The organism is Stenotrophomonas sp. 610A2 (assembly GCF_030549615.1).
GTDB classification, from domain to species: domain Bacteria; phylum Pseudomonadota; class Gammaproteobacteria; order Xanthomonadales; family Xanthomonadaceae; genus Stenotrophomonas; species Stenotrophomonas pigmentata.
The window spans coordinates 2,228,487-2,247,580 of the sequence record NZ_CP130832.1 but is presented as its reverse complement, the minus strand read 5'-3'; the positions used below and the strand labels follow the sequence as shown (position 1 = coordinate 2,247,580).

Sequence of the window (19,094 nt, the reverse complement as noted above, 5' to 3'; positions counted from 1 at the left end):
ACAGTTCTAGTTGATCGCCACAACTGCACTATCGGCCCCAAATATCAACATAACCGACTTCAGCGCTATTGCACCCCACAACACTCCGCCAGACATCATTGAAACCCAATAGAGAAACTTCTCCGCAGGTTGCAATCGCGATGGTGCTTTGATCTTGTCCTGAAGCGATGCCGGCATTGGCTCCGCAGTGCCATCGCGCGCTTTCCCAATCTCGCTTTTATCAAATCGCAGAACACGACCGGTGCGCGTACCTGCAATTGTTAACATTACCAAAGGCCAGAAAATTGCCGTCCAGAGGGGAGTAAGCACCCACATCCAACGACGGGACGCTTCAGAGCGTTCATCCCAACGCGGGACACCAATCCAGCCGTTAAAGAAACCGTAACGGTATGCGTCCCAGAACTTAGGGCGGACACCTGGAATCAGGTGTATATCGGGCAAGTTCTCCCAGTCGCCCTCCATATAGCTCGCAAAGAACTCATATGTGGCCAAGCAATCGTATAAACCCAGTGCGTTCTGCAACAAAATTTGCCGGCGGGCATTGCGTCCGTCTTCAGTAGGCTCAATTAAATGAACATTACAGGACGTTGATGCGCCCACAGAACTTACGCTCGTCACAGGTTCAATGTAGGGCCTAAGACGTTCCCAATCGGCCTCAACACGAGCACTGCCCTGCAACTGAACAACCTTACGTTCTTTACGAAGCGCTAATAGCGGAAAGCCAACCACCTGCCGCCTCAACGATTTGATGACTGCAAAATTTCCAGCACCAAAGAGGAGAAACCCCAGCACGCAAACCGTCGTTATAAACCAGTCTCCGCTCCCCTCTCCAATAATCGCCAAGAAGATCCAATTACCAAAGAACAACATCGTTATCGACAGCAAGACCACCAGGAGAATATGAAATCCATTAGCCGCACCACTTGCTGTCCCTGCAGGATTCAATATCGCAAAATCTTCATTAATCTCTAGGACGAGATCAAAAGACCTACCGTACCGCCCCTTTAATGGCAGCGGATACATCGCGCTCCGCCCCTTAACAGACATCCATCCTTTTCCGCCGATTTCAACCCGCTCCGCTGGCCGAGCCAGTTTGCGTTCCTCCGAAATCATACAGAATCCGCCACAGTAATCATCTTCCTCAGTCCATCTGGAGCTGGAACAATAAAATCAGGCCGGTCGTCAATCTCTGGCATATACTTAATATTAATGGCAACTACAGACAACATATCACGAGAATACCCAACCATCCATCTCACCCCACCTTTTTGCGTAATGGTATATGTCGGAGATGTAGTCGGCGCACTTAAGCCGGTAGTATTTACAAACTTCCCAGCAGACATCTGACTTGGATCATTCATTCCAGCTCCAGACCTGTCTGATATTTTTCTATTCTCCGAAACGGTGTAAACAGCTCCGTCCTTCATACGGAAAGACAGCCCGTAAACAAGCCCCCCCAGCCCATCAGACAAATCCGGAATGTCCACCTCGACAACAATTGTACCGAAGCCGAATTTGCCTTTCCGCCATTGCATGCGCAGCTCCATCGGTATCTCAAACAACCGTTCAAATGCCAATAACTCATCGCTCGAACTACCGAATGCCGGATTAGTTCCGAGACAACTCGAACGCAGCCAAGTTTGCAGCGGATTATCTCGCCAGCTCTCACCGATGAAAATGGAAGCGACACCTAAAACCGCAAGGCCCAACGCCAGCGCACCCCAAGCAAAAGGCCCCAATCCCAGAACAAGTCCAGCGCTGGATAATGCTGCCGCGCCCCCTCCCACGGCAGCCACTCCGCTCACAGTCAGGAATGCGCCTCCAATGAAAGTGGCACGCCCGGAGTCAACATCTCCAGCCTCGGAACGGTTGTAGCCTTCTACCATCGTGACGATTCCACCAACCACACCGGACACCCCACCAACTAGCCCGCCAATTCCCGCAATTCGCGCCGGAGTTAGCGCCAAAATCAACCTCTTGTCTGCAGACGCACCGGACAGCAAATAGCCCGCCGCGATCACCTCAATGAAGGCCCCTGCAACTCCGAGAGTCGAGCTCATCACTTTCGCCCAAGTCTCAGCATCGGGCTTCTTTTCCAGATCCTTATAAGACGCGACGAGTGCCGTCATCTGGATAGCACCTATCCAAGCAGAGAAAGCACCATTTGCGCCACCATTCCTCGCAACCTTCATTGCACCGCTTAACCAGTTTCCGGATGGCGCGCGCTGCAACGACCGGAGAGCTGCCGGAACAACTACAGCGTCTGCAGCGCCCAGCGAACCCAGGCGAGCACGATTCCTCGCAGATGCCGCGGCAATCCTTGCGTTCTCCGCTTCCGCCTGCCTGAACGCTTCGAATTCAGCACTCATCTCTTCAAGGCCTTGCTCCATAGCAACTGCCAGCGTACTTCTCTGTGGCCCAGGACCGTTCTTCAGTCGCTTGGCTTCTGCCTTCCGATCACGCCGCGCTTCTTGGCGGCGTTGCTGCCTGCTTACTTCTCGCGCCCCTTCAGCAGACATCATTGCGACGTCCGGGGGATTTCCAAATCGAATACGCAGCAGTGGGATCTTCTTTCGCCCGGCCTCCCCAAGCTCGCTGGCGTAATCCCCCAATTTCACCTTGGCAACGCGCCGCCCCTCTGTATCAATGAATATCTGATTTCGATTTTCAATTGATGTACCCCAGGCCACCTCGTTGTTCTCTCGAACGAGCGATGCCAACGTCTTTTCTTCGTAGAATGGCAATGCGGTAGTACGGTGCCAAACCGCTCCCAATAAAACGAATACTCTAAGCTCGCCAAACGCTTTTCCGGCAGCTTTACCAACCAGAGCTTGCAGAGAGAGCGTCAACTGCATTATTGCTTCGCTAAGGGGAAGTGTTGCCCTGAACAGCGGATCCACGCCCTTGAGATACCCAGCAGCCCCTGGCGCGAAAGCCAGCGAATCGCGGTTTGAGAGATTCAAGGCAGCAGCCATCTTTTCGTGAGCATTTATCCATTCATCAACAACGCCGTACGCAGACTTAAAACTGCCCAAGACGTCGGAACCCTGATTCTCGGACAAAAAAGACAAAAGATCCTTCTGCCCAGCCAAGAGCGCGCGATACCATAGATTTCTGGATACATCCTTTGCCATCAACTCCTGTGCGAGATTCGCCCCCTGCTCTGTAGCGTCAAGGCCACAAAGAATAGTACTCAGCTGACTCACCATATCTACAGTGCTGCGAACATCTTTGCTGTCAAAGTCACATTCTGTAGCCGTCTCAAAATTGGTGGATTTGCACCACCTCTGGACATCATCAACCAGTATCAAGTGTTTTCCGCGCAGCGTGCCCATTTCACTCTTATAATTTATTTCGAAATCCGCGATGCGGGATGCGTCCAACTTGTCCTTGTAATTAAGCTCCCAGTCGCTACCTTCTTCCAGCTTACCGCGAGCATCTTTGCTTTTAACCCAGCTCTTCCCAAGCTCATCGACGAGCGCTTTGACCTTGCGTTCCCTTGCATACTTGGCGTCAATCGCATCAATTCTCAGCTTAGTTATTTTCTCGAGATGGCGAATCTCTTGAGCAATCCCAATAGGATCATCCAAATAAACCGCCACCCCGCCCAGCCCACCAGAACAGGCGCCCTTGACTCGCTTTCCGAGCGCAACGGGGCTGTCCTTCAAGTTCACTGGGGGTGTAACGCTGTACTCGAATGGTTCGATTTTTCCCGAAAACTCAGGAACTTTCGACTTTAGATTGGAGCCATCAAGCTTAATTCCCAGCGCCTTATCTGTCGCACTCTCATCTTTCGCCATGGCCAGTAGCGCTGGGACGTCATGCATCTGAAAGCGCACGCCCATAAGTGCAACCGTTCTTTCGCACTCATCTCCAGGCGCCTGCCCTTTCAGTATAAGCGATCGAAATTCGTCAAGCTTACTCGGTGTATATAGAGTACTCGCGTAAGAAAGCCATATTTTCTTTGCATTCTCCGGCCGGTCCAAACTGAACATCGAAGATCGCGTTAGATGATCGCCACGACCACATTGGTACTCCTCGATCCTTGGGCTTGTCTTAGCTGGAAATTCCCAAAGCGAGCCGTCACGACCGACAAAAAAAACTCTCCATGTACCTCCATCACGCTCGTCAAGCACATGTAGATAGCCACCACTGAGAGGCCTAAGCAGAAGTTCACCGGCCATTTTGTCAAAGCTTGTTTTTGACAAATCCGCTCTTGTGCCGTAATCCGAACGACCATCCCAATATGCGTAGGAGAACCTCAGCGGCAAAATAGGCAAACCGCGCTTATCACAACGTTGGCAGTCACCGAAAGCACCAGCATTCGAGTTTGTATTGCGCGCCGCATTGGCAATCTGTGCACCATCAGCCATAACGAAGTCCTTGTCGTTCGTTCAACCCAAGCTGCCAGTCGCCAGCCGATATTCCCTTCCATACGTCTGCACCAGCGTGCGCGGCTGCATCTGCGTAAGGCCGCTTCATCTCGCGTGCATCATTCAGCCAGACTGAAACAATCGGATGTAACTCGATACGCTCATGAACCAAGCATCGATGCAGAATGAAGGCCACACAATCCGCTTGCTGACACGGCTGCAATCCAACTGCTGCAGCAACACGGGCGGCATCGTAGATCCTCTCGATCTCGACGATATCATCGGTAAGCGATGGCCACGTATTGATCACAGCGTTTATTGTCTTTAGCCAATCAAGACGTTCCAAAGAGGACTCTTCAGGATCGCGAATGCTCTCCGTCTCGCTGACGGGCAGCTTCTGAAGCCTCCCTGATGCATCCAGAAAAGACCAAGAGGTAGGACCTGAGATGCAGAACTCTTTACTGACAAAGGATACCAAGTGCTGGGAGACTCTTGGGTCATAGAACCTGAAAAGCCAAGTCCTGACTCCAACCGACTGCAACATTTGCTTTGACATTCGGGACTGCAAATTTCTCACCTCAAGATCACTACCAATCCAGGCACACACCGGGTAAGGAGCCTGAGGGTCCGATAGCTGTGACCAAGCTATTTCGAAAGTCCAATCAAAGATTCCACCAACTTCGTTGCTCAATGGGACCAAGAACGGACAAGCATCCTTCGGCAAATTCAGTTTCCGAGGTGCCACAAGAACCTCGCTATAACTATCGCCAACCTTCGTGTACGACCTATCCCAAGGCACACCCGACGTTGGATCAACAAATAAATAGCTATGCTTAGCCTTGAACAATCGCTCACGAAGGGATGTTAACGCGTCCCACTTCAAACCTTCATCGTCAGAGAGGGGCCTAGAGAGCGACACGTCCAGCCCCTCCTCTGGTTGCATCCTTGAACTTTTCGAGGCACCCACTGAAAGGTGCCTGCTTTGACTCGGCCGCAGCATCCACCGCCTGGGGCCCCACCCAATCCCTCTGGCTAGCCTTGAACTCAATCTTCCCGGGCGCGCCCAGCTCGATGTTGTCACCTTCAATCCGAATGTATGCACCAGCCGCAGTAGCCAGCAGGTGCTTGCTCGGCGCCGCCATTTCGATATTGGCTTCGGTGCTGGCAATGCGGATATTGGTCTTCGCAGCGATCGTGGCCTGGTTCTTGTGCGCCCTTGCGCTGACTTTGCCTTGTGCTGCGTGCAGGGCGATGCCGCGCTCCTGGTTGGGGCTGTCTTTCCTGCCCTCGCTGCCCACTGTGTAGAGCACCAGACCTTGCGCGACTGCCAGGCTCAGCGAGCCCTGCGTCATCCAGTTCAATGCGACACCGCTGCTCAGCAAGGTGTGGGTACCGCTTACCCATGCTTGGTCGGCCGGGGTCAGGCTCATCACGCCGGCTACACCGCTTCCTAGCAATACAGGCGCGCTCCAGCCGGGCGCTTCGCCGTCGCCGCCATTGATGCTGCCTGCGCTGCCGCCGCTATGCGTTGCTTTCAGCTGTTCCTGCAGTTCGGCCAGGGTTTTATCGATCGGCAGTTCTGCGGAATCTTTGGGCAGCTGCGCGGTTTGATCAGTTGCGGAGTCGGCAAGACTTTTGAGCAGGTCGTGGCCTTGCTGCAACTGTGCGATGGCTTGTGGTGCCGCCATCTGCGGCGTGCCTTCCTCTGTTGTCAGCAGCAGGCCGCGACCGGCGCGCAGGCTGCCGTGTGCTTGGGTTGATAGCTCGACGCCGAAACCGCGCTCGCCTTCGCGCACGTTGTCGTCGCCGCCTTTCAGGTGGCCGAGGGTCAAGGTGGTGTCGTGCTGCGTTGTCGACAGCTGGGCGCGGCCCTGCCCCGGCGTGTCGTCGAAGCGTAGCTGCTGGTAGCCGCCGGTGCCGCTTTGACTTTCTGCCAGCGCCTGGCTCTTGAAGCCGGTAAACACGGCGGCGTGATCGTTGCCTTCGAACCATGCGGCGGCGTTGCCGGTCGCGTTCGCGCCACCGCTGTTCAACTTGTTGCGCTGTGCGTCCTGTTGGCCGCGGCCGTTATAGAGCGCGCCAACAATCACGGGGCGGTCGATATCGCCTTCCAGGAACGCGACCAATACTTCCTGGCCGCGCCGCGGCAGCACTACGCCACCCCAGTTGTCGCCGGCCCACGGGGTCATGACGCGCACCCATGTCCAGGCGTTACCGCTGGCGGGCGCGTTGTCGTCGCCGGCCGGGTGCGCCAAACCGTTGCTGGCATTGCCGCCTCGCTGCCACGGGAACTGCACTTTGATTCGGTGGTCGCGGTCAGACAGCAAGGGATCGCCATCACTGACCACAACCGCACTCAAGGTGCCGGTCACGCTGGGGCGGGGGTGCAGGTGTACGCCATGCCCGTTCTCAGTCTGCGGGCGGTAGATGACCTCGGCCGGAATCACCGCGAACTGGTTGTCGTAGAAACCTGTGTTGATGTCATTACGGCCTGCACCATTACAGATGCCCGCCAATGCCGTTGGCAGCTCCAGTGCGCGCTGGTTGATCGGGCCAAGCGTCTGCTCGAGTGCATCGAATACATCAGCATCCAGGTTATTGCGGGCCTGGTGTCGCACCGAGATACAGAGGAATGCAGCGTCCTCGGCCACCTGCGGGTGCTGTGACAGGGCGAGCTTGGCGCCCGGCGCAAGTGCACGCCACTGGCCGCCGCCTTCAATCAGGTGCGAGCGCACGCGCAGTGCATCCAGATGCTGTTGCGCGCGACGTTGCCCGCGCGCATTGTCATGCCAGCCATAAGGCCCGCTGGTGTCCTGGTCAACCACACCGAGGTCGGCACCCTGCTCTGCTTCGGCGCTTGCCTGGCGACGCTCAAGGCTGCGGTAATCCCAAGTTGCCCGCTCCACCTTCGGCGTGCACCAGCTGCGGGCTTCCTGCCACTGCTGGATGGCATCGCTGCGTTCGCTTTCATTGCTGCGATGGAAGCGAACGCTGCCGAGATCGGTAACGTCATGCGCGTGATCGGCCAATACCAGGGTGTGCTTGCCGAAAGCCGCCGCATCCGGGTCGCCTTCATGCTCGAACCAATAGAAGATGCCTTCTTCGGCCAGCAGCCGCTGTACGAACGCCAGATCGCTCTCCTGGTACTGAGTGGTCAGGCTGCGCTTGGCGTACTGACCAGCATCGTTAAGCACCCAGCGCCACTCGGGCGCCAGGCTACCGTAGTCGGCGAAGATGTCTTCGATGATCTCGACCACGGTCTTGTCGTGGAATACATAGCTGTCCACGCGCTGCGACAGAAATGCCAACCATGGCTGCAGGCGCAGGCGATAACGGGCGAGCCCGCCATTGCTGCCAATCCGTTCGGCGGCGGTGATGCGTCCGTGCAATGGCCGGTGATTGCCATCGGCCTGCTGCAGCTGGAGCAAGGCAGGCTTGCCGATCAGCGGCTGCAATTGCAGGCCAGCATCAACGGATAGGGCGGTGATCGTCCATTGAAAGCCGATACCGTCGATCTGCTCGACGCCATCCAGGGTTTCCGCAACAAGCACGTCGCCGCCCAACGCGGTATGCAGCCGCAGGAAACGCTGTGTCTGTGCGGGCCCGGCCAGGGCTGCCAATATGTTGTTTACCAAATCCATGGTGTTGATCTGCCTTCATGGGCGGTAGTGCGCGCTACGGCCCGGACTGAAAACTGCTGGATGCATCTGTTTGTTGCCATCCATTCCGGAACCCGCCGGCACCGGAATGGCGTTGTTACCTTTGCATCAAGCGACCTGCGCGATTTCCTCAAGGCGCAGACGCACGCCTTCGCTGACCTGCAGGCGATAGTCACGCCCACCTGCGGAAATAAGCACCTCACGCATATTGCTCACCAGCTGCGGCTTGCCGACCGGCGCGCTATCCATGTGGATGCGCCAGGAGCCACGGCTGATCTGGCCAGCCACAATGCGTGCATCCTGGCGCGCTGCCGGTACGGCAGTTTCGAGCAGTTCGACGATGTGCTCCGGGCGCAGACGGTTCCATGCGCGCACGCGGTCGAGGTCGCGCCCCAGGCCCAGCTCAAGGCTGTCGCAGTGGTTCAGTGCTGCCTGGCGGTCAAATCCGAAAAATTCCATGCTGTTCTCCTTCTTCCGTAATCAAGAAACTTTGTACTTGAAATCGCCCTTCTTGCCAGCGCTGACTTTGATGCTGTTGATGCGGGTGCCTTCGACCATGGCGGTCAATACGTTCTCCGCAATCTCCGGCAGCAAGGTGCCGTTGAGAATGTGATCGACATTGCGTGCGCCCGAGTCCACCTCGGTGCAGCGCGCTAGTACAGCTTCAACCAGACCTTCGTCCCAGCTAAAGCTGGCCTTGTGATTTGCGCTGACGCGGTCACGAATGCGGCCGAGCTTGAGGCTGATGATGCGCACCAGCACGTCATCGCTGATCGGGTAATACGGCACCACCTTCAAGCGACCAAGGAAGGCCGGCTTGAAGCTGCGCATCAGGATCGGCCGCAGGGCTTCGGCAAGTGCGTCTGCGGTTGGAATTTCTTCTGCCGGTTTGTTCAGGCAGGACTGCATGATCTGTGAGGAGCCAATGTTGGAGGTGAGGATGATCAAGGTATTGCGGAAGTCTATTTCGCGGCCTTCAGCATCATCCATCACGCCCTTGTCGAACACCTGGAAGAACATTTCCAGCACGTCCGGATGCGCCTTCTCCACTTCGTCAAGCAGCACCACGCTGTACGGGTTGCGGCGCACAGCTTCGGTCAGCACGCCGCCTTCGCCGTAACCCACGTAACCCGGCGGCGAGCCCTTCAAGCCGGACACGCTATGCGCCTCCTGGTACTCACTCATATTGATGGTGATCAGCTTGCGCTCACCGCCATAGAGAATGTCAGCCAAGGCCAGCGCGGTCTCGGTCTTGCCCACGCCGGAGGGCCCCACAAACATGAACACGCCGCGCGGCTTGTTCGGGTCTTCCAACTTGGCGGTCGCGGTACGCACGCGCTGGGCGATGGCGTCGAGCGCGTGGTCCTGGCCGATAACCCGCTCTTCCAGCAGGCTGCCCAGCGAGCGGATGGTGCGGATCTCATCCTTGACCATGCGACCAAGCGGCACGCCGGTCCATGCCGACACGATCTCAGCGACGACGGTGCCATCCACCTGCAGTGGCACCATCGGGGTCTCGCCCTGCAGGTCACGCAGCTCCGCCTGCAACTTCGCCAGCTCTGCATGTTGTGGCGAGAGCTCACGCGTTGACTTGCTGCGTTTGCCAGTTGTTTTTGCGACAGCGACGTCGGCCTGCTCGTCCGCGGAGGAATCCGCATCACCCTCGCCCGCCAGGCCTTGTTCAAGCTGCTGGCGCAGCGCTGCAACCCGCCCGGCCAGTTCACGCTCGACACTCAAACGCTGCTCATTGCTGGCAAGCACAGCCTGCGCTTCAATCTGCTGCGCCTTCAGTTCGGCAAGGCGCTCCTCATGCAAGGTGCTGCCGCCGGCAGTCTCGCGCTGCAATGCGGCCAGCTCGGCCTCGAGCCGATCCAGGTGCTTGCGGGTGTCTTCGATGATCGCGGGCGTCGCGCTCTGCCCAAGTGCGACCTTGGCGCAGGCGGTATCGAGCACGCTGACTGCCTTGTCCGGCAGCTGGCGGCCGCTGATATAGCGGTGCGACAGGCGCACGGCTTCGGTCACGGCTTCATCCAGCACGCGGATGCCGAAGTGCGCCTCCATCAGGCTGACCATGCCGCGCAGCATGGCGGCGGCCAGCACTTCGCTGGGCTCCTCCACCTTCACCACCTGGAAACGACGCGCCAAGGCAGCGTCCTTTTCAAAGTATTTCTTGTACTCGCTCCAGGTGGTGGCGGCAATGGTGCGCAACTCGCCTCGTGCCAGGGCTGGCTTTAGCAGGTTGGCGGCGTCGTTCTGGCCAGCGGAGCCGCCGGCACCAATCATGGTGTGGGCTTCGTCGATGAACAGGATGATCGGGTGCGGGCTCTTCTTGACCTCGTCGATCACGTTCTTCAAGCGGTTCTCGAACTCGCCCTTGACGCTGGCACCGGCCTGCAACAGGCCCATGTCCAAGGTGTGCAGCTCAACGCCTTGCAGCACGTCGGGCACATCCTTCTCGGCAATGCGGCGGGCCAAGCCTTCGACGACGGCGGTTTTACCGACGCCGGCCTCACCGGTGAGGATGGGGTTGTTCTGGCGGCGGCGCATCAGGATGTCGATGACCTGACGGATCTCGGCATCACGGCCAATCACCGGGTCGATCTTGCCGTCACGCGCACGCTGGGTAAGGTTGGTGGTGAACTGGTCCAACGCGGGAGTCTTGGACAGGCCGCCCTTGGCCTCGCCCGGCACTGCATCCGCATCTTCTCCAGCACCTTCGCCCGTTGCCGAGGCATCGGCGAAGCGAACGGTCTGCGCTTCCTGCGAACCTTCGGTCAGCTTGGCAAAATCGTGCTTCAGCTCTTCTCGCTTGAAGCGCACGAACAATTTGGAGCCGCGGTACGCCAGCTGCGCCAGATCCGGCTCGGTCAGCAGCGCCAGCAACAGGTGACCGCTGCGGATGCGGGTGGTTTCCGAATCCAGCGAGGCGATCAACCAGGCGTGCTCGAACAAGGCCGGCAGATGCTGGGAGAACACCGGCGTGCGTGTATTGCCGGTCTTGAACTGGCCGATCTCGTCGCTGAGATCGCGCTCAAGCGATTCAGGCGATATGCCACTGCGCTGGGCGATCAGCACGAAGTCGCTCTTGGGCTGCTCCAGCAGCGCCAGGAACAGATGCTCCAGATCCACCTCGTAGTTGCCACGCGCCATGCACAGATTGGCTGCGCGCTGGGTCGCCTGACGGCAGGTGTCGTCCAACTTGCTGATAAGTGTTTTGAGGTTGATGCTCATTCGGAACCACGCACTCCCTGCTGAAACCGTTCAATTACCGGCAGCGTCATCGCTGCCGGCGCCTCGTTATTGCAACGTATGGATGCCATAGGTGGTGTCGTCGCGCGCGACGGTTTGCCCGCGTGTACACATATAGCTGTCCCAACCCAAGCGCGCTCCATTTCCCAGTGTGCTGCCTTGGACGTCCTCGGCGCGCAGTACCAGCCGCACCTCGTATTCAAGCGTGCCGCCGGTGAGCAGCGACAGCCATTTGGCCAAGGCCAGGGCTGCAGTTCCGCCGGGCAGGAAATCATCAAACGCCTTCTTCGACAGCGGGCCGATGCGCAGGCGCAGGCGCAGATCGCGCTGCCAGACGCGATCACCTGCCAACGCGCTGGCACCCAGCACGGCATTGGCTTTCCCCAGGCGGGTCGCCTGCCCTGCCGGTACGCGGTACCAGGCACCAACGAACTGCTGAACTTCGAGCGGCACCTGGAAGTAGTCCGAGAGCACGCGCTGCATCAGCGCTGCCGATACTGGCCGCTGCCGGATCGCGCCCGCGTAGTACGCCACTGCCTGATCGAAGATGTCGCCTTCGCCGTCATGCAGGCGGTCGCGCAGCTCGTGCATGCCCATGCCAAGCAGCGACAGCACCAACGGCAGGAAGCGCTCACGCCGGTCCAGCTCGTACTGCAATGCCAACCGGTGTTTCTTCCACGCCGCGTAATGCAGCGCTACGGCGCGGGTTGAGAAAATATCGAGGAAGGCTCGTGCGGTGCGATCGCGCTCGTATAGCTCGCGGATCTGCAACGTTTCGGTGTAGTGCAGCGGCAATGCACCTGAAGTGCCGAGCAGGCCCATGAAATGGGGTGTCAGGTGTATTTCACCCAGCGTTTCAGCAGCCAGCGCCTGCTCGATGTCTTCACGCTCCTGCAGGCGATCGCCAGCCAGCGAGTACACCTCACCTTCGGCGGACAACTCGGTCGCCGGGAAGCCCAGGGACAGGCTGTTGCGGAAACGCACCCGCATCGGAATCGCCTGTCCTGATTTCACTCCTTGTCGCTCGAACACCTGCTCAAGCAGACGCACCGCCTGGAAGAACTCGAAGCGGTGCGGCTCGGCCAGCAGCTGCTGGGCTACGCCAGGATCGATTCGCCGCTGCGCGCTTCGCATCGGACGATCTCCTCCCCGCTGTCGCCGGAAATCAGCACCAGTCGGGTAAAGCTATTGGCATGCACATACAGTGCGAAGAAGTGATCCATCACCTGCGCGAATGCAGCCACGCCGGTGCCGACAAAATGGGCCTCATTGATGGTCAAGCGGATTTCAAGACCGCGCACGACAGATGCGAACTGGCGACCCGACATCCAGGTCGTCGCCGGCACCTGCTCCAGCGCAAGAATGCCATCGACCTGCCGCGCGGAAACATTGCTGCCAGACAGGTCGTAAAGGCGCAGCATTTCCTTCAGCGCCGCCAAACCGCTGCCACTCAGGGACAGCTGGTTCAGCGACAAATGCGAAATCAGACGCCACTGCGCGCTGCGCCCGTGGCGGAATCGCAGTGGCCGGGTTGGCTTGCGCAGCAGTGTGATCGCCTTGGCAGGGCTGCCACCTTCGATGCTCAAATCACCACCGGCCACGCCATAGGCGAGCTGATGCGGTAGATCGCGGTTGCTGCAGGTCAGCTCCAGGCTCACCGTATCGGTCTGCGGAAGCACCGGATTGAAAGAGAGATCGACGAAGCTGATCTCCATCTCAAAACCGGGGCTTTGCCTTGCGATGTCTTCGTCGTGGCGGGCGACCCAGTATTGCCCGGTACGATCCGGGTCTTCACCGTGATGCAGCGAATAGAACGGACGGAACTCGTGGATGGCCTCGCCCTGCGGCGTCTGCCGGATGCGGTAGACCGAATCGATGGAATGCACTTCGAAGGCATAGGCGCGGCGTGCGTCCGCCAACACCGGGTAGTTCACCGTGCGATGAGTAACCCGGATCGGCTCACCGTTGATCTTGAACAGATTGACGATGGGCGTGCAACCAAGCCGCACGTTCTGCAGGCCGATGTCTTCCAGCACCATTGCATTGGTCCGCTCCTGCTGCCCGGCGGGCAGGATCAGGTGCAAGGTGAAACGGCGGCTTGCGCCTGCGGTGGTGGCGGTCAGGTCCAGGTCGACGAAACCGAACTTTTCCGGGTAGCCGAACAGCTCGGTCAGCAGGCGATACGCCGGGTGCGAGCGTGCCGGGAAATCGATCAAAGCTTCGCTGTCAGTAAAGCCAACAGGGGTGATCGGCACTGACTCAAGCCGGCGCCAGCGACCATCGCCGTCGGACTCAACATACGCGGCCTTTACACCGAGCAGCAGCGCGTCACGCAAGGCAGCACGTACTGAAGGCTCGCCATCGAGGAAGAGGCGCAGTTTGTCGGTGCCCAACTGGGCGAATCCAAGCTGATCGGAGAGCAGGTTGAAGCTCAGTGATATCTGCCCCCCACTACCGCTCGGCAATGCGGTTGCCATGGGCGCATCAGCCACCGCCCGGTACGTCACAGCGGAGATGCCAATAGGTGCCAGCACCACGTCGTAGCTGGTACGGAAATCGCAGGGAACGCCGCGCACTGCGCGGCTCTGCAAGGAGGTCCCGCGCGGAATCCGCACTGGCGCACTCAACTTGGAGGCGACGCCGTCCATATCGAAATAGGCAATCGAACAGGCCGGGAATGGCCGCAGGTAGTGCGGGTACAGCACATCCAGCAGCGCGTCGGTGAACTCGGGGTAGTCGTCGTCAATGCGCTTGGACACACGCGCACTCAACAGCGCGAAGGCCTCGATCAGGCGCTCGACGTGCGGGTCCTGGCTGCCATCGGCGGACAACTGCAGACGGCCGGCGATCTTCGGGTAGCGCTCGGCGAACTCACGGCCATAACGGCGCAGGTAAGCCAGTTCGCGCTCATAGAAGGGCAGCAGATCCTGCATCAGAGCGCCTGCTGGGTGCGACGGGCGCGGGTAACCTGATACTGCAGCGTGGACGGCTGCAGCATCGCGTCGAAACTTACCGGCTCACGCGCAGGCTCGAGATCCAGCAGCGCATGAATGGTGAAATGCAGGCCACCGGCGAACTGGTTGCCGGCATCAAGCTGCACGCTGACGTTCTTCAAACGGCGCTCATGGCGGCCGACCGCCTGCTCCAACGAGCGGCAGATGGCGGAACGGTCATAGGCATTGGCAAGGCTCATTGCCGAGAAATCGGCAAGCCCATAAGTCAGCAAGGACTGACGGCAATTCGGGAACTCGGCCATATCGCTTTCCTGGAAAGCGGCGCGCGAATTCAGCAGCCCCTCCAGGTCACGCGCGATGGACTCTTTGTACTGCTCCAGCGATACGGACTTGAAGATCGGCCCGGCACCCGCACTGCGCGGGTTATCGTCAAACAGCTTTTCCAACAGGCTGGGTTCGAGTCCCTTCATCGTTGTTTCCGGTAGCTGGGCATCCGTGCGTCAAGGCATCGATGCAACTGCAGGGCCGTTCCTGGCCTTGCCGGGATTGAGACTGCGATGGCGCTTGACGCGCCATCGCAGAACACATCATCAAACGGTGTAGTTCGGGATGTTCTTGGTTGCGCTCCACTGTGCCACGGTCTTGCCACCAACTCCGCCTTCCGGCTTCTGCTGCTGGTAAGTCCACTTGATTGCACCGAAGCTCAACTGAACCACTTCCTGCGGCATACCTTCCTTGTCAACCGTGGTGGTGACGCGGTGTACCAGCACGTTCAGCAGCTCGACCAGGTAGTAATTGATCGCGTTGCCGTCCTTGTCCGCACGCATGAACTCAACGCGTGCCTTGGGGAAGGTGGTGCCGTTTGCGGCGGCCTGGTTAAGGGCCGTGGAAGCGAGATCGATCGACTTGATGATTTCGATCGGCGACAGATTCACGCGGGCTGCCGTGGTACCACCGGAGGTGGAGGCAGTGGCCGAGCGAGGCTGCAGCAGATCCTGCGAGAAGGACTGGATTTCAATCCAATCCTTGTGCTTGTCGTCGTGCGACTCACCTTTGATGGTGTCAATGGAAAGAAAAGCATGTTGCATATCTGGTCTCCTAAATTCCGTTCTTCCGTGAGATTGTTTGCCGGGCGGGGGCCCGGCGGTTGAGGGGGGCTTCGCCCTCTAGAAATGCGCGCCACCGCTAGGCAGGGACCGAAGTCCCTACCCGACGCTAAAGCAACATCAAAACGTTACGACTTCTTTGCCGACGCCGGCAGTTCAGCAACAAGACGCAACGAAACAGACAGCTCATCGAGCTGGAAATGCGGCCTGATGAAGGCCACAGCACGGTAGACACCAGGCTTGCCCGGCACTTCCGAAACCTGCACAGATGCTTCACGCAACGGGAACTGCGCCTTGGCTTCCTGGCTGGCGTTGTCGTCCAACAATACGTATTGGGCGATCCAACGGTTCAGGAATTCCTCGACGTTGCCCGCGGATGCGAAGCTGCCGATCTTCTCGCGCATCATCGCCTTCAAGTAGTGAGCGATACGCGAAACCGCGAAAATGTACTGCAGCTGCGCAGACAGGATCGCGTTGGCATTGGCCGAATCGGTGTTGTACTTCTTCGGCTTCTGTGCCGACTGCGCACCAAAGAAGGCGGCGTAGTCGGTGTTCTTGCAGTGCACCAGCGGCATGAAGCCGAGGTCACTGAGTTCTTTTTCACGACGGTCGGTGATGGCGACCTCGGTCGGGCACTTCAGTGCCACTTCGCCGTCGTCAGTGCGGAAGGTATGCGTCGGCAGGTCTTCGACCAGGCCGCCACCTTCAACACCGCGAATCGCCGCACACCAGCCGTAGCTCTCGAATGCCTGGGTCAGGCGCGCACCGGCCGCATAGGCGGTGTTGCACCACAGGAACTTGCTGTGATCGGCGGCCTCGATCTCTTCAACGAAGTTGAAGCCTTCAACCGTGGTGCCGTCCTTGGGGTTGTACGGCAAACGGCCAAGGAAGCGCGGCAGCGTGAGGCCAACGTAGCGGCTGTCCTCGCTCTCGCGGAACGACTTCCACTTGGCGTACTCAACCGTGTCGAATACCTTGGCCAGATCGCGGGGCTTGCCCAGGTCGGTGAACGACTCCAGGCCGAACATGCCTTCACTGGCGGCAGACAGGAACGGTGCGTGTGCAGCGGCTGCCACATGCGACATCTGCTCGATGAAGTACATGTCTTCCGGCTGACGACCAAGGAAGTAGTCACCGATCAGGGCACCGAACGGCGCACCACCGAAGGTACCGAACTCTTCCTCGTAGACCTTCTTGAACAGCGCGCTCTGGTCGAAATCGATGGCCGACTTGAAGTCCTTGACGAGATCCTTCTTCGGCGAATTGAAGACCTTGATCTTCATGTTCGGGCCGGTGGAGGTCTGCGAGCACAGGTAGTGCAAGCCGCGCCAGCTGCCTTCCAGCGCCTGGAACTCCTGGGCATGCATGACCGCACTGAGCTGCTCGGAGATGATCCGGTCAATCTCGGCGATACGCGCGTCCAGGGTCAGGTTGAGGTTGTCGGACACCACGACCGTACCTTCCATCACTTCCTGCGCCAGCGCAGAGATGATGTCCTTGGCACGCTCATGCTCGGTGCGCGACTTTGCGACCTTGCTCTTCTCTACGATCTGGTCGAGCAGATCGATTTCTTCGGTAGCCGCGACCGGCGCGGACAGTTGACTGGCTTCAGATGCCATCGCTTACTCCTCCTTCGCCACGCCGAGCTTCTTGAGCTGCTCGGTGTTGTTGAGCACGTCGGTCAACAAGTCCTCGAGCTTTTCATTGCCCGCCAACTTGTTGCGCAGATCAGCAAGCTTGGTGCGCGACTCGAGCAGGCGACGCAGCGGGTCGATCTGCTGCACCACCGATTCCGGACGGAAGTCCTCGATCGAGTTGAACTTCAACTCGACGCCGAACTCGCCACCGCTCTCGCTGATCTTGTTGGCCACGCGATAGACCGCGCGTGGGCCGGCCGCTTCCATCACCTCGTCGAAGTTGTCGAGGTCGACGTTAACGAACTTGCGGTCCTTGACCTTGGGCAACGGGTTTTCCGGCGTGCCACTGAAGTCACCCATCACACCGACCACAAACGGCAGCTCTTTCTGCTCGATCGCGTCGCCCTTTTCCACGTCATACGTAAGCTGCACGCGTGGCGGCCGGATCTTCTGCAACCGCTTTTGAACGCTGTCCTTCTTGGCCATGAGTGTCTCCTGACTGGTCCTGTTGATCCGGCTTAGTTGCCAATGTTCTGGAAGGGGTCCGCGCCGCTGTCACGCGCCGGACGCGCCGGTGCGGGTTGGGCGGCTGCAGGCTGAGCGGCACGACGGCTCGCTGCCGTCGAACGTGCCGCCGGGCGCGTCGCACGCGGCTTTGGCTTGCCGGTTTCAAGAATGGCGTCGCCCATGGTGCTACGCAGCGTGGTCACCAACGTCTGCGCTTCACGCTGTGCGGTTTCTGACGCCAACGCACCGCGCCCATCCAGGCGCTGCAGCGATTCATTGGCAATGCGGAAGCCAGCGACAGTCAGAACGCCGTCAGCAACAAGGTCATCAGGATCACGCTGCAATACTTCTTCGGCCGCGACGATTGCGCGTGCATAGCGGTTCTGGTCGAACTGCAATTGCGCAATGCGTACCCACGGCTCCTTGCGCGTTGGATCAGCTTTCGCTGCAACCTCAAACGCACTGATGGCTGCATCCGCACCTGCGGTAGCGACCTGCGCCTCGGCATTCGCCAACGTTACATCGAAAGGAATTTCTGCTGCCTTCTTTGGTGTCGATGCACATGCGCCCAACCCCGACAGCAGTGCCAACACCAAAACCGAACGACGTGTTGCCGCCCCAAACACCTTCACATCCATAGTGATTCCTTCGTCGAAATAAGTTCCTAAAGGGAGCCGCATTTCCGCCGATACAACTTGCGGGAATCCAGTCCCAGCGGCGGCAGTGTACATTCGCAAATGCGCGTGGGTATAGTTATTTTCAAATCCGCGATTTGTTTTCTCTAGACATTTCCTTCACATCGTCGTGCTGCACTTGCACCGACATGTCGTCACTCCCCCGCTGTTTTCTTGGCGCCCATCACTAAATGAATGCGTACATGAGCAAACTTCTGCGTGTGGTTTCCGTCACAACTTTCGTCCTTGTTAGCACCATTGGATTAGGTGGTTGTGCGTCCGGTGGCAAATTGAGCAAGGCGATGGACAGTACACTGCAAGCCGTTGGGCTGCGTGAAAGCAAACCAGAGAAGCCCCCTGTAATACCGCTGAAAATTTACGCTGGGACAAATCTCAATGCCGGCAATGACAAGCGCGCCAGCGCTGCCGTGCTGAAGATCTATCACCTGCGCAGTGCACAACGGTTTGAACAAGCCACCTTCAATTCTTTCCTTGACCAGGCCGGTGAACAGACCGCGCTTGGCGCGGACCTTCTTTCTGTGAACGAAGTAGTACTGACACCGGGTGTACGACAGGAATTGTCCGAACAACTCAGTGATGGCACCGCTGTCATTGGCGTCGTCGCGTTGTTTCGTTCACCTGCAGAAGCACGATGGCGCATGGCGTTTGATGCACGCAACAAGACTCTTCCCAATGATGGCCTGACAATCGGCGTACACGCATGTGCACTAACAACTGATAGCGCAGCTTTAAGCTCGCGCATCTCAGGTGATCCAGGCAGCCTGGCTTCCATACGCTGTGCCGGTGCTCGCTGAACGACTGTGCGTTTTTGCTGTAACCACAACATTGCAGCGCAGGCATGCGCTAGTATCTGCCGCGCTCGAACCACAAGATGTGACGAGAATCAGGATGTGAATGGAGTTTTCACATCAAGC

At 58.5% G+C, this 19,094-nt stretch carries 14 protein-coding genes; 1 reads left to right on the top strand and 13 read right to left on the bottom strand.

Features of this window, described 5'->3' with window-relative positions:
• Positions 1–6: 6 nt before the first annotated feature.
• The 13 genes from Q5Z11_RS10140 to Q5Z11_RS10080 all read right to left on the bottom strand — a co-directional run bounded on the left by Q5Z11_RS10140 (position 7) and on the right by Q5Z11_RS10080 (position 18,000).
• Positions 7–1,113, bottom strand: a complete 1,107-nt coding sequence (locus tag Q5Z11_RS10140) for a hypothetical protein (RefSeq protein ID WP_303749866.1) — start codon at positions 1,111–1,113, stop codon at positions 7–9.
• Positions 1,110–4,373: a toxin VasX gene (locus Q5Z11_RS10135; RefSeq protein WP_303749865.1), complete on the bottom strand. Its 3,264-nt coding sequence runs from the start codon at positions 4,371–4,373 to the stop codon at positions 1,110–1,112. Before Q5Z11_RS10135 ends, Q5Z11_RS10140 begins: the two co-directional genes overlap by 4 nt.
• Positions 4,366–5,316 carry a DUF4123 domain-containing protein gene (locus Q5Z11_RS10130; RefSeq protein WP_303749864.1) on the bottom strand — a complete coding sequence of 317 codons (951 nt, stop codon included), beginning with the start codon at positions 5,314–5,316 and terminating at the stop codon, positions 4,366–4,368. Before Q5Z11_RS10130 ends, Q5Z11_RS10135 begins: the two co-directional genes overlap by 8 nt.
• Complete coding sequence (locus tag Q5Z11_RS10125; protein WP_303749863.1) at positions 5,279–8,014, bottom strand: type VI secretion system Vgr family protein; 2,736 nt, start codon at positions 8,012–8,014, stop codon at positions 5,279–5,281. Before Q5Z11_RS10125 ends, Q5Z11_RS10130 begins: the two co-directional genes overlap by 38 nt.
• Before the next feature lie 126 nt (positions 8,015–8,140).
• Positions 8,141–8,491, bottom strand: a complete 351-nt coding sequence (locus Q5Z11_RS10120) for a hypothetical protein (RefSeq protein ID WP_303749862.1) — start codon at positions 8,489–8,491, stop codon at positions 8,141–8,143.
• Positions 8,492–8,512: 21 nt separating this feature from the next.
• Positions 8,513–11,263 (bottom strand): type VI secretion system ATPase TssH, encoded by a 2,751-nt coding sequence (gene tssH, locus Q5Z11_RS10115; RefSeq protein ID WP_303749861.1) that lies wholly within the window; start codon positions 11,261–11,263, stop codon positions 8,513–8,515.
• 66 nt (positions 11,264–11,329) lie between these two features.
• Complete coding sequence (gene tssG, locus Q5Z11_RS10110) at positions 11,330–12,415, bottom strand: type VI secretion system baseplate subunit TssG (RefSeq protein ID WP_303749860.1); 1,086 nt, start codon at positions 12,413–12,415, stop codon at positions 11,330–11,332.
• Positions 12,379–14,214 (bottom strand): type VI secretion system baseplate subunit TssF, encoded by a 1,836-nt coding sequence (gene tssF / locus Q5Z11_RS10105; protein WP_303749859.1) that lies wholly within the window; start codon positions 14,212–14,214, stop codon positions 12,379–12,381. The genes tssG and tssF overlap by 37 nt, the downstream gene beginning before the upstream one ends.
• Entirely contained in the window at positions 14,214–14,705 is a 492-nt protein-coding gene (gene tssE / locus Q5Z11_RS10100) for a type VI secretion system baseplate subunit TssE (RefSeq protein WP_057628615.1), read from the bottom strand. The genes tssF and tssE overlap by 1 nt, the downstream gene beginning before the upstream one ends.
• 120 nt (positions 14,706–14,825) lie before the next feature.
• Complete coding sequence (locus Q5Z11_RS10095; protein WP_057628616.1) at positions 14,826–15,323, bottom strand: Hcp family type VI secretion system effector; 498 nt, start codon at positions 15,321–15,323, stop codon at positions 14,826–14,828.
• A 146-nt stretch (positions 15,324–15,469) separates the two neighbouring features.
• Positions 15,470–16,960 carry a type VI secretion system contractile sheath large subunit gene (gene tssC / locus Q5Z11_RS10090; RefSeq protein WP_303749858.1) on the bottom strand — a complete coding sequence of 497 codons (1,491 nt, stop codon included), beginning with the start codon at positions 16,958–16,960 and terminating at the stop codon, positions 15,470–15,472.
• Positions 16,961–16,963: 3 nt separating this feature from the next.
• Positions 16,964–17,464 carry a type VI secretion system contractile sheath small subunit gene (gene tssB / locus Q5Z11_RS10085; RefSeq protein WP_303749857.1) on the bottom strand — a complete coding sequence of 167 codons (501 nt, stop codon included), beginning with the start codon at positions 17,462–17,464 and terminating at the stop codon, positions 16,964–16,966.
• A gap of 32 nt (positions 17,465–17,496) precedes the next feature.
• Positions 17,497–18,000 carry a tetratricopeptide repeat protein gene (locus Q5Z11_RS10080; RefSeq protein WP_303749856.1) on the bottom strand — a complete coding sequence of 168 codons (504 nt, stop codon included), beginning with the start codon at positions 17,998–18,000 and terminating at the stop codon, positions 17,497–17,499.
• 362 nt (positions 18,001–18,362) lie between these two features.
• Here Q5Z11_RS10080 and tssJ point away from each other — a divergent pair, with 362 nt between their 5' ends.
• The gene (tssJ, locus tag Q5Z11_RS10075; protein WP_303749855.1) at positions 18,363–18,974 is read left to right on the top strand and encodes a type VI secretion system lipoprotein TssJ; all 612 of its coding nucleotides are present in this window, start codon (positions 18,363–18,365) and stop codon (positions 18,972–18,974) included.
• The last annotated feature ends 120 nt before the right edge of the window (positions 18,975–19,094 follow it).

Excerpts from the sequence above, each read along its gene's own strand:
- tssE (WP_057628615.1), bottom strand. The coding sequence starts at position 14,705 with ATGAAGGGACTCGAACCCAGCCTGTTGGAAAAGCTGTTTGACGATAAC.
- Q5Z11_RS10135 (WP_303749865.1), bottom strand. The coding sequence starts at position 4,373 with ATGGCTGATGGTGCACAGATTGCCAATGCGGCGCGCAATACAAACTCG.
- tssJ (WP_303749855.1), top strand. The coding sequence starts at position 18,363 with ATGAGCAAACTTCTGCGTGTGGTTTCCGTCACAACTTTCGTCCTTGTT.
- tssC (WP_303749858.1), bottom strand. The coding sequence starts at position 16,960 with ATGGCATCTGAAGCCAGTCAACTGTCCGCGCCGGTCGCGGCTACCGAA.
- Q5Z11_RS10125 (WP_303749863.1), bottom strand. The coding sequence starts at position 8,014 with ATGGATTTGGTAAACAACATATTGGCAGCCCTGGCCGGGCCCGCACAG.
- tssB (WP_303749857.1), bottom strand. The coding sequence starts at position 17,464 with ATGGCCAAGAAGGACAGCGTTCAAAAGCGGTTGCAGAAGATCCGGCCG.
- Q5Z11_RS10120 (WP_303749862.1), bottom strand. The coding sequence starts at position 8,491 with ATGGAATTTTTCGGATTTGACCGCCAGGCAGCACTGAACCACTGCGAC.
- tssG (WP_303749860.1), bottom strand. The coding sequence starts at position 12,415 with ATGCGAAGCGCGCAGCGGCGAATCGATCCTGGCGTAGCCCAGCAGCTG.
- Q5Z11_RS10140 (WP_303749866.1), bottom strand. The coding sequence starts at position 1,113 with ATGATTTCGGAGGAACGCAAACTGGCTCGGCCAGCGGAGCGGGTTGAA.
- Q5Z11_RS10130 (WP_303749864.1), bottom strand. The coding sequence starts at position 5,316 with ATGCAACCAGAGGAGGGGCTGGACGTGTCGCTCTCTAGGCCCCTCTCT.
- tssH (WP_303749861.1), bottom strand. The coding sequence starts at position 11,263 with ATGAGCATCAACCTCAAAACACTTATCAGCAAGTTGGACGACACCTGC.
- Q5Z11_RS10095 (WP_057628616.1), bottom strand. The coding sequence starts at position 15,323 with ATGCAACATGCTTTTCTTTCCATTGACACCATCAAAGGTGAGTCGCAC.
- tssF (WP_303749859.1), bottom strand. The coding sequence starts at position 14,214 with ATGCAGGATCTGCTGCCCTTCTATGAGCGCGAACTGGCTTACCTGCGC.